13 protein-coding genes and 1 pseudogene are annotated in these 16,976 nt (G+C 29.6%); 3 read left to right on the top strand and 11 right to left on the bottom strand.

From position 1 onward, the window contains the following. Positions 1–6 precede the first annotated feature (6 nt). Positions 7–1,119, top strand: a complete 1,113-nt coding sequence (locus SHK09_RS07525) for a Zn-dependent alcohol dehydrogenase (protein WP_166382830.1) — start codon at positions 7–9, stop codon at positions 1,117–1,119. A gap of 1 nt (position 1,120) precedes the next feature. Next, positions 1,121–1,933, top strand: coding sequence for an alpha/beta hydrolase (locus SHK09_RS07520; RefSeq protein WP_319810169.1), 813 nt, complete (start codon positions 1,121–1,123; stop codon positions 1,931–1,933). Between the two features lie 266 nt (positions 1,934–2,199). Here SHK09_RS07520 and SHK09_RS07515 read toward each other — a convergent pair. Then, positions 2,200–2,760 (bottom strand): annotated as a pseudogene (locus tag SHK09_RS07515) (ATPase); the annotation flags it as partial. A 370-nt stretch (positions 2,761–3,130) separates the two neighbouring features. On the opposite strand from SHK09_RS07515, the gene SHK09_RS07510 reads away from it, so the two are divergent. Then, complete coding sequence (locus SHK09_RS07510) at positions 3,131–3,490, top strand: hypothetical protein (RefSeq protein WP_319810168.1); 360 nt, start codon at positions 3,131–3,133, stop codon at positions 3,488–3,490. A 132-nt stretch (positions 3,491–3,622) separates the two neighbouring features. Here SHK09_RS07510 and SHK09_RS07505 read toward each other — a convergent pair whose 3' ends face one another. From SHK09_RS07505 to SHK09_RS07460, 10 genes are all read right to left on the bottom strand, one after another. Beyond that, a complete protein-coding gene (locus SHK09_RS07505; RefSeq protein ID WP_319810167.1) occupies positions 3,623–4,906 on the bottom strand; it encodes a phage integrase SAM-like domain-containing protein in 1,284 nt (427 codons plus the stop codon). 657 nt (positions 4,907–5,563) lie between these two features. Continuing rightward, on the bottom strand, positions 5,564–6,466 hold the full coding sequence (locus SHK09_RS07500) for a gluconolaconase (protein WP_319810166.1): 903 nt from the start codon (positions 6,464–6,466) through the stop codon (positions 5,564–5,566). A 15-nt stretch (positions 6,467–6,481) separates the two neighbouring features. Continuing rightward, positions 6,482–7,522: a glycoside hydrolase family 43 protein gene (locus tag SHK09_RS07495; protein WP_319810165.1), complete on the bottom strand. Its 1,041-nt coding sequence runs from the start codon at positions 7,520–7,522 to the stop codon at positions 6,482–6,484. Positions 7,523–7,533: 11 nt separating this feature from the next. Further along, positions 7,534–8,970: an MFS transporter gene (locus SHK09_RS07490; protein WP_319810164.1), complete on the bottom strand. Its 1,437-nt coding sequence runs from the start codon at positions 8,968–8,970 to the stop codon at positions 7,534–7,536. Positions 8,971–8,984: 14 nt separating this feature from the next. Continuing rightward, positions 8,985–10,133 carry an endo-1,4-beta-xylanase gene (locus SHK09_RS07485; protein WP_319810163.1) on the bottom strand — a complete coding sequence of 383 codons (1,149 nt, stop codon included), beginning with the start codon at positions 10,131–10,133 and terminating at the stop codon, positions 8,985–8,987. A 231-nt stretch (positions 10,134–10,364) separates the two neighbouring features. Next, positions 10,365–11,405 carry an aldose epimerase family protein gene (locus SHK09_RS07480; RefSeq protein WP_319810418.1) on the bottom strand — a complete coding sequence of 347 codons (1,041 nt, stop codon included), beginning with the start codon at positions 11,403–11,405 and terminating at the stop codon, positions 10,365–10,367. Positions 11,406–11,423: 18 nt separating this feature from the next. Continuing rightward, positions 11,424–12,188: a ThuA domain-containing protein gene (locus SHK09_RS07475; protein ID WP_319810162.1), complete on the bottom strand. Its 765-nt coding sequence runs from the start codon at positions 12,186–12,188 to the stop codon at positions 11,424–11,426. Positions 12,189–12,379: 191 nt separating this feature from the next. Further along, complete coding sequence (locus SHK09_RS07470) at positions 12,380–14,530, bottom strand: T9SS type B sorting domain-containing protein (protein WP_319810161.1); 2,151 nt, start codon at positions 14,528–14,530, stop codon at positions 12,380–12,382. 14 nt (positions 14,531–14,544) lie between these two features. Beyond that, on the bottom strand, positions 14,545–15,687 hold the full coding sequence (locus tag SHK09_RS07465; RefSeq protein WP_319810160.1) for a Gfo/Idh/MocA family oxidoreductase: 1,143 nt from the start codon (positions 15,685–15,687) through the stop codon (positions 14,545–14,547). A 198-nt stretch (positions 15,688–15,885) separates the two neighbouring features. Beyond that, positions 15,886–16,932, bottom strand: a complete 1,047-nt coding sequence (locus tag SHK09_RS07460; RefSeq protein WP_319810159.1) for an aldose epimerase family protein — start codon at positions 16,930–16,932, stop codon at positions 15,886–15,888. Positions 16,933–16,976 lie beyond the last annotated feature (44 nt).

The raw sequence follows: 16,976 nt of genomic DNA, 5'->3' as shown, positions 1-16,976 counted from the left end.
AAATTTATGAGTATACAATCTAAATCTGCAATTGCAAAAGGGGATGGTTCTTTTATTATTGACACGATAACAATCTCAGACCCAAAAGGGGATGAGATTATTGTAAAAATAAAAGCTGCTGGTTTATGTCACACAGATCACGATTCTTTAAACTGGGGAAAACCAATTATTTTAGGTCATGAAGGTGCAGGAATTATAGAAAAAATTGGCGCCGATATTACCGATTTTAAAATAGGTGACAAAGTTATTTTAAACTGGGCAACACCTTGTATGAAATGTTTTCAATGTCAAGAAGGCAACCAACATATTTGTGAAAATAATTCACCTGTAACTGCTGGTGGAAATGGTTATACTCCTGGTCATGCACATTTAGAAGGCTCTAAGTGGAATAATCAACCTATAGAACGTTCTTTTAATATTGGTACGTTGGCAGAATATGCTTTGGTAAAAGAATCTGCTTGTGTAAAATTAGAAAGCGAAATGCCAATGCCTTCAGCAAGTATAATTAGTTGTGGAGTAATGACAGGTTACGGTTCTGCTGTAAATACAGCGAAAGTTACTGCCGGAAGTTCTGCCGTAATTTTAGGAACTGGAGGTGTTGGTTTAAACGTAATTCAAGGTGCTAGAATATCTGGAGCAGCAAAAATAATTGCCATTGATATTAATGCTGAACGTTTAGAAATGGCAAAACAATTTGGAGCAACCCATACTATTCTAGCAAATAAAAATGATATTGGATTGATGAAAGCATCAGAAGAAGTAAAGAAATTAACAGAAGGAAGAGGTGCTGATTTTGCTTTTGAGTGTACTGCTATTCCTGCTTTAGGCGCTGCTCCTTTAGCGATGATCAGAAATGCTGGAACCGCTGTTCAAGTTAGTGGAATTGAAGAAACGATTAGTATTGACATGAACCTTTTTGAATGGGATAAAATTTACATCAATCCATTATACGGGAAATGTAGACCACAAATAGATTTTCCGAAATTGGTGAATTTATATGATAAAGGCGATTTATTATTAGACGAAATGATTACCAGAACATATCCTTTAGAAGAATTACAACAGGCTTTTGATGATATGTTAGCGGGTAAAAATGCAAAAGGTGTAATTGTATTTTAATATGAAAAGTAGCTTTAAAACCGTAGAACTTTCAGATTTAAACTTTGAATCTCAAGGATTAAGATTCTTAACCGTAAAAACGCCTAATTTAAAAGGCAGAGGTGATATTTGTTTATATGTTCCTGAAGTTGATGACATAGATAATTTACCTATTTACATCTTATTACATGGTGTTTATGGAAGTGCTTGGATTTGGGCAATGAAAGGTGGTGCGCATGTAACTACAGAAAAACTAATTAAAAATAACACGATTAAACCAGCTATTATTGCAATGCCTTCAGACGGACTTTGGCAAGATGGTTCTGCTTATTTTTCTCATCATCAAAAACAATTTGATAATTGGATTGTAAATGATGTGATTACTGCAATAAAAGAAAATATTCCTGAAGCAAAAAACTCAACTTCTACTTGTATAGGTGGTTTGTCTATGGGCGGTTATGGTGCTTTATCTTTAGGCGGAAGATTTCCTGAGAAATTTAAAGCAATTTCTGGTCATAGTTCTATTACCAAACTAGAACAAATGCAGCTCTTTACAGATGATTCTGTAGACGAATATATAAAGGAAAGTAAAACGCCAAATTTAATAGATATTTTAAAGAAAAATAAAACAAGCTTACCTCCTATTCGTTTTGATTGTGGTATTAAAGACTCTTTATTTGAAGCTAATAAACTACTTCATAAAGAACTTATAAAGGAAAATATTCCCCATAAATTTGAAGAATTTAAAGGCGGGCATGAATGGTCTTATTGGATAGAGAACGTTGAGAAAACATTACGCTTTTTTGATGCTAATTCTATTAAAACTAATAAATAAATTTTATTTCTGGAATAAGTTTAAAACTCACCCACAAATCAATTTAGTTTTTAGATACAAATTATGCTATTTTATGAGCTAAACAATAAATTATATCATAAGTATTAAATTATAGAACTATGCCTTATCAAGTATAATTTTTTAAATTCTATTATTTTAGATCTTATTGTGTTTAATAATATGTTTTAAGATTATTTTACCAACCACAACAAAGTAAACTAAGGTGAAATAATTTTTCACTCTTATTTTTATCTCTCTTGTAAAACCTACCTTCGTTTATCGATACTTTCTTTTTCAAACCCAATTAAATTAAAGAGTTGACGCATTCTAGAACGAACACGATTACCATATCTTTCTTCTAATTCTTGCGCATTTAAATTGGTTGTGGCCTGAGTTTTAATATTATTTTTTAGAAATAATTCATAACGATATAAAATAATTTCCCCCATTACGTTGCAGTCCTTTCCAAAATGCCTTCCTGTTGTTTCTACGCCTAAATCATCGAAACAATAATAATTATTACTTCCATATTCTTCAATAACTTTAAAGCCAAGGTTATTGAATGAGAATGCAATATTTCTTACAGCAATAACTTTGTAGCTTTTTTGATGAGGTACTATGTATGGTAATAATTTCATTAAACTTGTTTTACCACATCCTACTGGTCCTGATAATAGAATTCCTTTGTTAAGATCTATTTCTAATTTTTTACAAGCTTCAATATCACGAATAAAATAGACACATAATTTATATAAAATTACTTCATCTTCTTTGTGAATTTTAAATTCCCCATAACCTCCTTTTTGTAATAATTTCAGTAGAATTTCAATTAAGATGTTCTATATCTTTAGCAAATCCAGGGACTTACTTTTTTCCTATAATAAGAATAGAGCTCCATCGGAATTGCTAAAAATGATTCTCTCTTTTTAAAAGGTTTTAACAACTTAAGGAAACCATTCTTGCTTTTTAAAAATCGAGAGAATTTAAGAAAGATGAACGGATTAAAATTGAATCCTAATAATTCTGTAAAATCAAAATGTTAAACTTTAAGCTTTCTTGTTTTTAAATTTACACTCACTTTATAGATAAGAATTTTTATCCTGTTACTTATAAAGTACATTATAATTCTAAGGGATAGACACCTTGTTCTCAAGCCTTTTTATTCCTTTAAAGACCTTAGGAATAAAACGAATTATCATGTCAAAATTAAGTAAGAAAACATTTTTAGAGAAGTACAGTACATTTCCAAATTTTCATAAAAAAATATTAAAGCAAGGAGGTGTTAAATGGTCTTTATTAATAGAACACCCAAAGGATTATTATGCAGCAGATAGTGGATCAGTTCCTGGAATGATTTATTATACTGATACAGTGGGTTTTGCTAGGGAAAATCATTTACAAATACTCAAAATATTAGATGATTTCGAAAATGAATGTGGACAATTAAAAGGAAGCCCCACCCCTACCGATGAAACCCAGTATTTTAATTGGCTTTCTTGGTTTGCTTGGGAATCTATGATGAGTGAAATTTCATCTTTTATAGAGAATAGAAATTAAAAAGAATGCGCAACAATTTGTTGCGCATTTTCTATGTCTCAAGATTAAAGACAATAAAGTCTTTAGATTTATATATCGTAATTTTTATGAAATAATTTACTCTACTTATCTTATTTTTAACTACAATAAGGATTATTTTGTACTTTCTTCCTTTTTCCAAATTTCAGCAAGTTGGACTCCATAATCAATAGGCTTCTTACCAATATAATCTAAAAACATTTTTTCAGTACTATGAGCCGTAATATTCATAAGAAGAGGTGTAGGGTACTTTTCTTTAGCATAAAAATTTGTAGCAAATGACCTTCTACAAATATGAGACGTAACTAATTTGTACTTAGGATAATCCCCTTCCTCTAACCTCCCCGTCTTTTTATTCCTCAATTTACCTCTTACAGAATCAATTAACCTTGCCTTTTCACAAACTAATTTTAAATACTTATTAAACAAAGCCGAATTACTATCTGCATTTTTTGTAAAAACTAAAGGAAAACTACCTTTTATAGAGTTTAAAATAACCTCAACTTTTTGATGAATTGGAATTTGAACGATTTTCTTTGTCTTTTTCTGAGTTAAAACAATAAACCTAAACTTATGATGCTCCTCAATCATATTTTTATGCATCCTCATTAAATCAGAAACTCTTTGCCCTGTATAACAACCTATAACTAACCAATCTCTTGCATCTGATAACCGCTTATCTTCAAATTTCATTCTCTTTATTTTCTCAATTTCTTCAAACGACAATACAATTTTAAATCCTTTTGTTGCAAAACCCTTAAAGTGTATTAATTGAGAACTTACTTCAATACCATTTTTTTGCGCATCGTTACATATTGTTTTAACCTCTTTAAGATACCTACCTATTGTTCCTTCAGACAATTTTTCTTGTATATCTAAAAAATCAATAAGTTTTTCTCTAAACGCGAGATTAACGTCTTTAACTTTTAATCTTTGTTTTGTCTTAACCTCAAACTTAATTAACTTATTTAAAATCGTAGTTCTTTTCTTAATTGTAGCTTCTGAAACCCCTTTTCCATCATAAGTAGTTGATTGATATTTCAGGCTATCTATATATTTTTCTGTATAAGGAATCAAATAATCAAATTCTTTCACTTCAGATTTACCTAAACACTTCGCTATTGATTCATTTAACCACAAAGAAGTAATTTCAATCCCTTCAGAATTACTCTTATTAAGTGACGACTCAATAAAAACTTCAAGCTTCTTTAAATCGACTTTTAAATTTTTACTAAAAGGATTATTTGTCTTAGGAAAACCAGTACTTGGACTCCAATCTTTAACACCAATTGAATACCCCGTTTTTCGTTTGAAAGAAACACTCTTACTTATTGATAACCTCAAATAAATTTGAGTGTTTTTAGATTTACCTTGTAAGATGAATTTAATTTTTGCCATTACAAACTTTTAGGCAAAAAAAAAAACTTAGTCAGCATTTAGTCAGCCAAACTTTTATTTCATTTTACCTTATTTTACAACAAAGAAACAAAAAACACTTTAAACACTATGAAATAAAGCTTTTTAGGTTTTTAAAAAGAAAGTAACATAAGATAATATTAAACATTATAGAGTCGGCGTCTCCACAATAAACCCTGTAAGTTATTAATTTACAGGGTTTTATTTTTATAGATGTAAATTTAGGTGTAAGTAATAGCTATTATATGCCTATTTTTAATCAATTTTATACCTCCTCTATTTTTCTTAAAAAACCTCATCTACTTATATTAAAAAACGTCTATCTGTAGTTTCTTTTTCTTAATTCTATAAATAAGAATAGTAATTTATTCCTTTTCAGCTAATAACTTATCAATTTTTTGAGTTAACAAATCTACTTTTTCTTCTAAAGTGTAATTATTATCATTTACCGTAGCATCTACAAAAATTGAGTTCACCAACCATTAATAAAAGATACCATCTGTTATTAAAATACATAGAAATCGATAAATAATAAAAAGTAAGTATCTAAAGCTAGTAAATTAGCTTCTGTAGAAAAAGACAGTTATTATAAAAATGTTATCTAAAAAGGAATAAAAATAAGTTTCTAATTGTAGTATATTAATCTATGTGAACTTCATAAATTTTACCAGCCATCATATCTGGTACAAGTAATCTTCCTTTATCTTCTTCTAAATAAAAATCTGCAGCAGACTTTAAATTTTCAATTAAAACGGTAGATTTTTCAGTTTTACCATCAATTTTCCAAACTTTACCTTGAGACCAACTACTTACGTAGTAATTACCTTTACTATCTTGCTCAACAGCATCAGCACCTCTAAAAACTCCTTTAAGTGGCGTTAACTTATTATTCTTTTTTACAAGAAAGTTACCTGTAAAAAAAGAGCCTACCATAATATTACCATTATTATCTACACCAACTCCATTGGGATTTAGCATTAAATGAGAGGTGTTTTGGGCAATCGTGATATCTCCATTTAAAGAAATATGATAAATTCTACCTAAAGCTGGTACTTTTTTTGCTTCTTCACTATCTAGAGGCCAAAGATTATTATCTCGATCTCTCATGTATTGGGTAGCTCCCATGTCTGCCACATACATACCTTTACCATCTGCGGCTACAGCCACATCGTTTAAATATAAAGCTTCTTCAGGAAAAGCATCTTTATAAACAAAAATAGTAGCGTTACCATTTTTATCAACTTTCCAAACACGATTTATATCTGAGAAATACAAATGATTGTCTATAAATACAATTCCTTTTGGTTCGTTAAAACCAGTAGCAAATGTTTTTATACCATCTGCAGAAATCTCAACCACTTCACCATCGCCACTTTCTTTATTATTCATTACGGTTACGTAATAATTGCCCTTAAAACCTTTGGTAATACTTTCTGGTTTTGTAGTAACTTCGATAGGAAATTGAAGTTTAGTTTCAGAAGTACAACTAAAGAAAAATAGCGCATAAATAAATAATAAAAATAATGGCTTTGGATTTTTCATGGTTGTATAAGTTGCTTATATTTTGCTATATGGCTCTAAAGTTTCTATAGTTCCGTCTGCATTGTGTGTAATTTCTGCAACTTTTACAGAACGTAAATGTGTAACTCCTTTAGATAAACTAGAATCATGGTAAAATAAATACCATTTTTCATCTACTTTACATACAGAGTGATGCGAAGTCCAACCAACAACTGGTTCTAAAATTCTACCAGTGTATGTAAATGGTCCATAAGGATTATCTCCTATTGCATAACAGATAAAGTGAGAATCTCCTGTTGAATAAGAGAAATAATATTTACCATTGTGCTTGTGTAACCAAGCCGCTTCGAAAAAACGTCTATCAATATCTCCTGATAATAACAAATCGCCATTTTCGTCTAAAATTTGTAATTCTTTTGCCTTTTCATCAAACTCCAATAAATTATCTGTCATTTTTGCTACGTAAGGTAACAATGCAGCTTCATTATCTTCTGGAATAAATGCGGTAGGACTGTCTGGTTCTGATGCATTAAATTCGCCATCTCTCCAGCGTTGTAATTGTCCGCCCCAAAGACCTCCAAAATACATATAATAACTTCCGTCATCATCTTTAAAAACAGCAGGATCTATAGAAAAACTACCTTTAATTGCTTCTGGTTCTGCTTTAAAAGGTCCTGTTGGAGAATTACTTGTAGCCACGCCAATTCTAAAAATATCATCATGAGCTTTTGCAGGAAAAAACAAATAGTAAGTTCCATTTTTTTCATTTGCATCTGGCGCCCACATTTGTTGTTTTGCCCAAGGAACATCTTTTACATGAAGTGCCAAACCATTATCTACGGCTTTACTATCTACACTATCCATAGATATTACATGGTAATCTTCCATCGCAAAATGGCTTCCTAAATCGTCAAAAGCTTCTCCTGCATCAATATCATGAGAAGGGTAAATATATATTTTACCATTAAAAACATGTGCAGAAGGATCTGCAGTGTAAATATGAGATACTAATGGTTGTGAAATAGCTGTTTTATTTAATTCATCAAAATTGATGTGTTCTATACTTTTTTCTGGCATTTTATAAATTTTTAACCGTTTCTTCTTTCGTTTAACTCTTTTTCAATATTTAATTCCATCTTTTTATCTATTTCATAAAAAAACAATAATCCAAATCCTATTAAAAATGGAATTGCAGGAAATATACTGATTAACATTTTTGTTCCATTAATTGCACTTTCTACTTGCGACGCTTCTTTTGGAACATAATTATACAATCCTAAAATCCATGCAACTAAAGCACTACCAATACTTAAACCTCCTTTTAAACCCACCATCATTGCAGAAAATATAATAGCTGTTGCTCTACGATTGTTTTTCCATTCAGAATAATCTGCTACATCTGCAATCATCGCCCAAAGAAGAGGTATTGTTATTCCGTAGAAAAAACCATGTAAAATTTGTGATAAAAACATCAATCCTACCGACTTTGCCGAGAAGAAATAGAAGAACATAATAAACAATGTTGAAATAAATAAAAATGTTTGAAAAACATCTCTTTTCCCATATTTATCGGCTAATTTTTTAGATAAGCCAATACCAACCATCATAAAAATAATACCACCTGCATTAAACAATCCGAAACCAGCAGAAACAGGATTTTCTCCAAAGAAATTAACACCAATACTTGATAAAAAATCTAAAATAGGACTGATAAAACTTGTTAGTTCTTTCTCGTCTACAAAATTATTGAAGTAATAAACATAAGAACCTCCTTTCATAGCCAAGGTTACAAAGACTAAAGTTGTTAAAACCAACATAATAACCCAAGGCCTATTTTTAAATAAATCTCCTAAATCTTCTTTTAAACTAGACTTCTGCTCTGGTTTGGGTATGATACGTTCTTTTGTAGTAAAGAAGGTAATTAACAACATTACTGTACCTATAACGGCCAACCAAGTCATTACCAACTCAATACCAACAGCTTTATCTCCACCTCCAGCAGTTTCTATAATTGGTAACATAAATACTTGCACAAAAAACTGAGCAAACATTACCGCTACAAATCGATATGAAGAAATACTATTTCTTTCTCCCATATCTCCTGTAATTACACCACTTAAAGCTGAATAAGGTAAATTATTTGCTGAATATAATAAGAGCAATAAAGTATAGGTTACAACTGCATAAATAACTTTTCCTTTGTATTCAAAATCTGGTGTTGTAAAAGCTAATATTGCTGTTACACCTAAAGGTATTGCAGTCCATAATATCCAAGGTCTAAACTTACCTATTTTAGTATTTGTTCTATCTGCAATAGCACCAATAATTGGGTTAAAACCAAAAGCAGCCACAAGACCAACAGTTAATATTATTGCAGATGCGTGATTTGATTCTAAACCATAAATATCTGTATAGAAATACGCCAGATAAGTCATTAGAGTTTGAAAAACTAAATTAGCTGCCAAATCTCCAAGAGCATAACCTACTTTTTCTCTAACTGATAATTTTTGTGTTTTAATTGACATGTTTTTAGTAGCTATTAGTTTGCCTTATTTTTAAGAGCAATTACATTATTATAAACTTCTTTTGGCTTATCATCTCTTCCAAAAAGTAAAGGATAATTTGTTCTACCTTTAATTGGCCAATTATTTAACCAAGACTGCCCATCATTAACTCCCCAAAAAGTTACACGACTAATTTTATCTTTGTGCTTTAAGAAAAGATTAAAAATATCTTCATAACGTTTTGCTATTTTTAATTCTACTTCTTCTGTTAATCCATTAGGATAAGGATTCATTTTAGGATCATTCTCGTAGCTTTCATAACTTTGCTCTACAGCAGCTCCATCCAATTCCCAAGGATTTGGCAGTACGGTAATATCTAACTCTGTAAACATTACTTTTACCCCTAAGTCTGAATATGCAATTATACTGTTTTCAATATCTTCTAAAGATGGCCCTTCTAAGCTCCAATGTGCTTGCATACCTACACCATCAACTTTAATACCTTTAGCTTGTAAATTTTTTACAACTCTAATTACTCCTTCTCTTTTTGCTGGTTTCCAAAGATTGTAATCGTTGTAAACTAGTTCTGCATCTGGTGCTGCTTTTTCGGCAAGTTTAAACGCTAACTCTAAGTAACTTTCATCTCCAAATAATTTATAAAAGATAGATTCTCTTGGAGATCCATCTTCATTTAAAGCTTCATTTACAACATCCCAAGAATCAATTTTACCTTTATATCTACCAGCTATTGTATTTATATGTTTTGTAATGTTATTTACTAAAGTATCTTTATTTGTAATTTCATGAACCCAAGGTGCCAATTGACTATGCCAAAGCAAAGTATGCCCTACAACATGCATGTTATTTTTGTTACCAAAAGCAACATAAGCATCTGAGACATCGAAATTATAAGTATCTTTTTTAGGGTGAATTTGCTCCCATTTTAAATCGTTCTCTGGTGTAATAGCATTAAATTCTCTAGTTATTAATGCTGTTTGTACGCTATCTACTTCTTTAATCTGACCAGTATTAAGTGCTGTACCAATTAAAAAATCTTCCTTAAAACTGTTTTGTAAAGATGTTATGTCTTGAGGTGTTTCTTTAACAGCTTCTTTTTTTGTCTCTTTACAGCTTAAAAAGCAAATTGATACTAAGAGTAAAGTTGTACTTATTTTATTAAACATATCTATATTATATTTATTTGTAAATTTCTATGGATGTTGCATACCTGCTATTAAGTGAGCTTTTTTTTATATAAACCACCAAATAGGTAGTTTAAAAAAATATCACTTGATATTGGTTTAAAATTAGCTGTAAAATGTAGATTGCTGTAAAACAAATACTGCTTTTAGTAGAACAATTCTTGCATAACAAGAATTAAATTCTATTTTAAAAGTGTTACTAAATTCTAGCAATCACTTATAAACACTAAACTTATAAATAGTTCTTGAAAAAAACTTTTCTTCTGGTAATAGTAAAGTTGATGGGAAATTGGTTTGATTAGGGCTATTTGGAAAATGTTGCGTTTCTAAACAAAAGGCTGCTCTTTTTTGATATAAAACATTGTTTTTACCTTCTAAATTATTTAGGTGATTGCCAGAATAAAATTGCACTCCTGGTTCTGTGGTATACACCTCTAAACCTCTGCCAGAATTTTCATCAAATACTTTTGCAACAAAATCTTTATTCTCTTTATCTAAAATAAAATTATGATCAAAACCACTACCTAATTCTATTTGTTGATGTTCTTTATTTATAACTTGCTCTAATGTTTTTAAATTTCTAAAATCGAAAGGAGAATTGGTAACACTTTCAAAATTACCTATAGGAACCATTTTATCATTTACAGGTAAATAATAATCTGCTTTTATTTGAAATAAATGATTTTCTATTGATTTATTAAAATTACCAGATAAATTAAAATAAGAATGGTTTGTTAAGTTTATTACGGTTTTTGCATCTGAAACTGCAGAATATTCTATTTGTAACTCATTTTTATTAGTTAATGTATACACTACTTTTACTTCTAAATTACCAGGAAAACCTTGGTCTAAATGTTTAGAAAAATGAGTTAACTCTAAAACAGAATCGGATATTTGTTTTGCTTCCCAAACAACTGCATGAAAACCTTTTTTACCTCCATGTAATTGGCTTTCTTCTTCATTTTTATCTAACAAAAACTCATTATTATCTATACTAAACTTACCATTTGCAATTCTATTACCATAACGACCAATAATTGCTCCAAAGAAATGATCTGGCTTTTCTAAATACTCTTTTGCAGTACCGTAACCTAAAACAACATCTTCAAAAACACCTTCTCTATCTGGTATAAATAAGTTTACAATTCGACCTCCGTAATTGGTTATTTGAGATACAATTCCGTTTTTATTTTTTAATGTAAATAATTTAATTCCCTGTTCTTCAAAACCTTTAGAAAACTTATTAGCATCTATTAATTTTATCCTTTTAGTTCAGTTTTGCTTATTCTTATTTAAAACCCAATATATACCTCCAAAAATATGGTTTAAGAAGTTTTTGTCTTTATAAGATTCTGGTTTATGACCTAAAGCGGTATAAAAAGATTTTCCTCCGTCATACTCTTGATACCATGAAATAGGATGTGTCTTTCCCATACCTTTTAATGGAATTTCATCATAACCAGCAGTAAAATCATAAGAATCTTCATCAACAGTTAATAGAATGTTTAGTTTCTCTAAATTCATCTTTTTAAAATTATACCATTCATCACTGCGAAGCCATTTACTTGGTAGGTGCCATGTTGCTGGGAAATCTTTATTCTTAACTTTTACTATTGCGGCTTGTAACTTTGGATGATTCACAAATTTTGCCCCAACAAGACCATCAAACCAAGAATTATTATTTTTACCATCTGCTGTTCCATGTATACCTACAAAACCTCCACCTTTCTTTATAAATACTTTTAGAGCAGTCATATGAACTGTCTTTAAAGAATCGGCATTTGCGTTCATAAATATTACTACATCATGTTTTGGTAACTTTTCTATAAGATCATTTGGTCTTTGTGTCCAATTAAACTTAAATTGGTGCTCTTCTGCCATTTCTTCAAAAGCCTGAATAGCAACAGGTATGTTATTGTAATGCCAATCATCATGTTGGGTATACAATAAAACGCTAAACTGGTCTTGCGCATTTGTATTAATCATTGTTAAAACACATATGATAAATAACAGGTTTTTAATTGTAAGAGATTTCATAGTAAAATGTTTATTTTAATAATTTAGAATACATGTTTTACATGCTAAACTTGTAATTGTTGATTAGGTGTAATCTTCTACTTTATATTAAAGGTATTTAACCTTACTTTTTATGCTAATAAAAATATTTCTTTAAAGTCTATTCAACACCTATCATCAGTTTCTTATAATCTTTTGCAGCTAATTCATACTTATCTAATCAAGCTAAAATTTCCTGATTTTTTTGTAGAAAACCCATTTGTATCTGTTAACGTTGCACGAAACCAATATGTGTTTGAAGGCATTTTTTTACCTTGATATTTTCCATCCCAACCTAAACTTAGGTTATCTATTTTAAAGAGTAATACACCAAATCTATTATAAATTGTTATATCTGAAACAGCGTAAACATCTTTATTATAACCTTTTATATGCCAAAAATCATTAATTCCATCTTCGTTAGGTGTAAAGAATTCTGTATATTTTAAGATAGAGAAAACATATTTTACAGTTCCACAACCTTTTTTATCTCTTATAAATAGGTTATGTGTTCCTGTCTCTATATTTTCAAAAAGTGATGCTGATTGATAATCTCCAAACTCATCATCTAAAGAAAATTCATAATCGCCAATACCTAAAGTATCTGTTATAATTTCAATTGTATTGTTACTCGAATTATCTTTAATTACAATAGATTCTTTAGTAACCTTTGCTATTTCAGAATTAACAACTAAAATACTTTTTTCTACAGATTCGCAACCTGCATTTGAAATTGCTTTTACGGTATAATTTCCTGTACTACTTACCATAATTGAAGCTGAATTACCTGTAATTATAGCGTTATCTCTTTTCCATTGGTATGTATAATTTCCTTGAGGATTTTCAGTTTCTAAAGTTACAGAGTTACTGTTTAAACAAAAAACAACTGTTTGCTTTACTACATTAAATTCTGGGATGTTAGTACTTGTAGAAATCTTTACAGCTGTTCTTGTATCTGAAACACAATCAGCAATTTTTGCTTCTAAATAGTATGTTTTATCAGCAGATAATATTGGTGTTGTAAAAACATTACCTTCAAACAAAGGAATTGTACTTGTTGGTGAATCATACCAAAAAAGAGTACCCGCAGAAACAGATGCATTTATACTTACAGCTGTATTTACACATATATTATGCACTAAATTAACACTAATTGTAGGTTTTTTATTTACAGTAACCGTTATTGGGGTTCTGTTAAAACTTGTACAACCATCTATAGAAATTGTTGCATAGTAAGTTGTTGTTGCATTAATTGTAGGAGTTGTAAACGAAGAACCTGTTTGTAATAAATTCCCATTATTTAATGCGTCATACCATAAAATAATTCCTTCCGTTGGTGTTGCTGTTAAAGTTGCTATTCCAGATTCACAAATAACCGCATTAGTTGTTGTATTTATTTTTGGTAAATAAATACTTGTACTTGCAGAAATTTGTAAAGTTGGGTCACCAATAGAACCACCATATTCTACAATATACCCTTTTGGTACATATTCATTAACACCTCCAATATTTGGCAAATCATTCCATGCGCCACGAATTCCAATATTTGGATCTGTAATATGTGCATAATTTTCATCTCCTAAAAAATTGTTAGGTTCATTGTTATTCCAATTTGCATAATTTGGGGTACTTCCATTTACCTTTCCGTTCCAAAATATAGTTTCTGGTTCAGGACCAGTAACCCACTTCCAAACACCTTCTTCTGTTTGATCTGTAGCCCCAATCCAACCAGTTCCAATTGCTTGTTCGCCAGCTAATATTGCCTCTTCTTCCGTAGCTAAAGTTGCCAAATATCCTTTTAAGCCATAAAAAGTTTTATTTTGTGCTGCTGTTCTTGCATTACTCCAAGTAATTCCATCTTCTGCAACATATTCGTAAAAATGATTGGTAGATGGTAAGTAATTTGCTTCACTTATAGTAAAAGAAAAAAACTTTTCATTAACTATAGAAGTGGCAGTAGTTTTAAAAACAATATTTCTAACAGCTCTTTCTAAGTTAGTTAATAAAATTTCATCAGACCCAATTCCAGATAGCGTAAGTTTCCCTTCGGAAGCATTCCAATTTGTGTTTATTGTTGGGTGAGTACCAACTAAAGATAATTCATCAAAATTAATTTGATATCCAGAAGATATTTGAACAAATAAAAGAGCTATACTAGTATTATCACTATCTGAAATAGTGAAATTTGGAGCAATTTCTATTTGAGTCTGAGGACAAAAAATTTGTCTTGAATTTGCTGTTAAAACAGGTGATTCGTTTTGAGAAAAAACTACACAACAACTAAATAAAAATATTAAAAAGTAAAATTTATTTTTTATATACAAAATGAATTATTTTTTTAATTCCTTATTTTTCTTAAATCCAAAATATTAGGTATTTCATCTAACAAAACTTGTTTACCATCTGTTCTGGCAGATTCATAAATTTTTTCGATGATGTACATATCACGCAATCCCATTTCACCAGAAACAATACTTTTAGTATCATTTAAAATATTTAAGGCAAAAGCATCAATTTGAAATGCTTGCTGATTTACATTTTCGATTTCTATTGGACCAATTGGTGTTTTACCTTTTAAACCATCATAGGTAAAAGAAGGGTTTAATTCTATTTCTCCCCTTTCTGTATTTGCAGTTATATAACAGTAAAAATCCTCTTCATAAGAAGTTTTACAAAGTGCTTTACCAGAAGGAAACGTCATTTCCCATTCTAAACTTCCTTCTATATTTTGCTTGTTAAAAAAAGCAGTGTCTTTTGTTGTATCTTTTGCCCATAAAGAGGTTGGCAATTCACCATACATATAAATTGCAGCTTGTAATGCATAAATTCCTAAATCCATTAAAGGTCCACCACCCGATAAAGATTTTTGCAATCTCCATTTTTCAGGATTCTTTAAAGTGAATGCAAAACCAGTTTCAGTATTCATCTTACCAAAAACTTTATTTTGACCAAGTTCCATTAAATAACCATTAATAGGATCAAAATGTAATCTGTAACCAATAGATAGTTTTACATTAGCATTGTTACAACTATTAATCATTTTCTGACAATCTTCTACAGAAGTTGCCATCGGTTTTTCACAAATAACATGTTTCCCTGCTTTTGCGGCTCTAATGGTAAATTCTGCATGCATACTATTTGGTAAAACAATATATACAATGTCTATGTCATCATTATTTACAATTTCATCAAAATTAGTGTAGTTGTAAATATTTTCTTTTTTGATGTTATATTTTTTTGACCAAACATCTTCTTTTTCTTTAGTACCAGTAACAATTGCAGACAAATAAGAGTGCTCTGTTTCTAATAAAGCTGGTGCTAATTGTGTTGTAGAATAAGACCCCAAACCAACTAAAGCTATTCCTAATTTTTTAGTTTTTAAAGGAGTTGTACAACCTTGTAACATCTGTATCTGTGATGCAAATAATGTTACACCAGCAGATCCCGCTAAAAGTTGTTTAATAAAAGATTTTCTTTCCATTATTTTAAAGTGTTCTATTTTTTATTATAAAAAATTTCGAAAAACGATAAGCAATTAACTTAACACATTAAACTTATCTGATTTTAAAATTAATTATAATCTTTAGAATATTGTACTACAAATAATGCTTTAAATAATAGAAATGATGCACCGTTTTATCTAATAAAGGTTTTAATGCTTACTATTTAACACAGATGATTATTTTACATAAAACCTATATGTTGTTGTTGACGTATAAACTTCTTCTGGTAATAATAATGTTGAAGGAAATTTTTTATGATTTGGGCTATTAGGGAAATGCTGGGTTTCTAAACAAAAAGCTGCTCTTTTTTGATATAAAACATTGTTTTTGCCTTCTAAATTATTTAGGTGATTGCCAGAATAAAATTGTACTCCTGGTTCTGTGGTATACACCTCTAAACTTCTGCCAGAATTTTTATCAATTACTTTTGCTACAAAACCTGTATTTTCATCATCTAAAATAAAATTATGATCAAAACCACTACCTAATTCTATTTGTTGGTGTTGTTTATTTATAACTTGCTTTAATGTTTTTAAATTTCTAAAATCGAAAGGAGAATTAGAAACCTTTTCTAAGTTTCCTGTAGGAATCATTTTATCATTTACAGGTAAATAATAATCTGATTTTATTTGAAATAAATGATTTTCTATTGATTTATTAAAATTACCAGATAAATTAAAATAAGAATGGTTTGTTAAGTTTATTACGGTTTTTGCATCTGAAACTGCAGAATATTCTATTTGTAATTCATTTTTATTAGTTAATGTATACACTACTTTTACTTCTAAATTACCAGGAAAACCTTGGTCTAAATGTTTAGAAAAATGAGTTAACTCTAAAACAGAATCGGATATTTGCTTTGCTTCCCAAACAACTGCATGAAAACCTTTTTTACCTCCATGTAATTGGCTTTCTTCTTCATTTTTATCTAACAAAAACTCATTATTATCTATACTAAACTTACCATTTGCAATTCTATTACCATAACGACCAATAATTGCTCCAAAGAAATGATCTGGCTTTTCTAAATACTCTTTTGCAGTACCATAACCTAAAACAACATCTTCAAAAACACCTTCTCTATCTGGTGTAAATAAGTTTACAATTCTACCTCCGTAATTGGTTATTTGAGATACAATTCCGTTTTTATTTTTTAATGTAAATAACTTAATTGATTTATTATCTAAAGTATATTTAAAATTTTCAGGAGTAATTAAATTCATAAATCTATTTTAAGACTATTCTATTTTAATGATTCTAAATTATT

This window comes from Polaribacter sp. PL03, from assembly GCF_033875165.1.
GTDB lineage: Bacteria > Bacteroidota > Bacteroidia > Flavobacteriales > Flavobacteriaceae > Polaribacter.
This window is presented reverse-complemented; position numbering and strand designations above follow the sequence as displayed.

Coding starts and splice junctions, on each gene's coding strand:
- SHK09_RS07525 (WP_166382830.1), top strand. CDS start 7: ATGAGTATACAATCTAAATCTGCAATTGCAAAAGGGGATGGTTCTTTT.
- SHK09_RS07520 (WP_319810169.1), top strand. CDS start 1,121: ATGAAAAGTAGCTTTAAAACCGTAGAACTTTCAGATTTAAACTTTGAA.
- SHK09_RS07510 (WP_319810168.1), top strand. CDS start 3,131: ATGTCAAAATTAAGTAAGAAAACATTTTTAGAGAAGTACAGTACATTT.
- SHK09_RS07505 (WP_319810167.1), bottom strand. CDS start 4,906: ATGGCAAAAATTAAATTCATCTTACAAGGTAAATCTAAAAACACTCAA.
- SHK09_RS07500 (WP_319810166.1), bottom strand. CDS start 6,466: ATGAAAAATCCAAAGCCATTATTTTTATTATTTATTTATGCGCTATTT.
- SHK09_RS07495 (WP_319810165.1), bottom strand. CDS start 7,522: ATGCCAGAAAAAAGTATAGAACACATCAATTTTGATGAATTAAATAAA.
- SHK09_RS07490 (WP_319810164.1), bottom strand. CDS start 8,970: ATGTCAATTAAAACACAAAAATTATCAGTTAGAGAAAAAGTAGGTTAT.
- SHK09_RS07485 (WP_319810163.1), bottom strand. CDS start 10,133: ATGTTTAATAAAATAAGTACAACTTTACTCTTAGTATCAATTTGCTTT.
- SHK09_RS07475 (WP_319810162.1), bottom strand. CDS start 12,188: ATGAAATCTCTTACAATTAAAAACCTGTTATTTATCATATGTGTTTTA.
- SHK09_RS07465 (WP_319810160.1), bottom strand. CDS start 15,687: ATGGAAAGAAAATCTTTTATTAAACAACTTTTAGCGGGATCTGCTGGT.
- SHK09_RS07460 (WP_319810159.1), bottom strand. CDS start 16,932: ATGAATTTAATTACTCCTGAAAATTTTAAATATACTTTAGATAATAAA.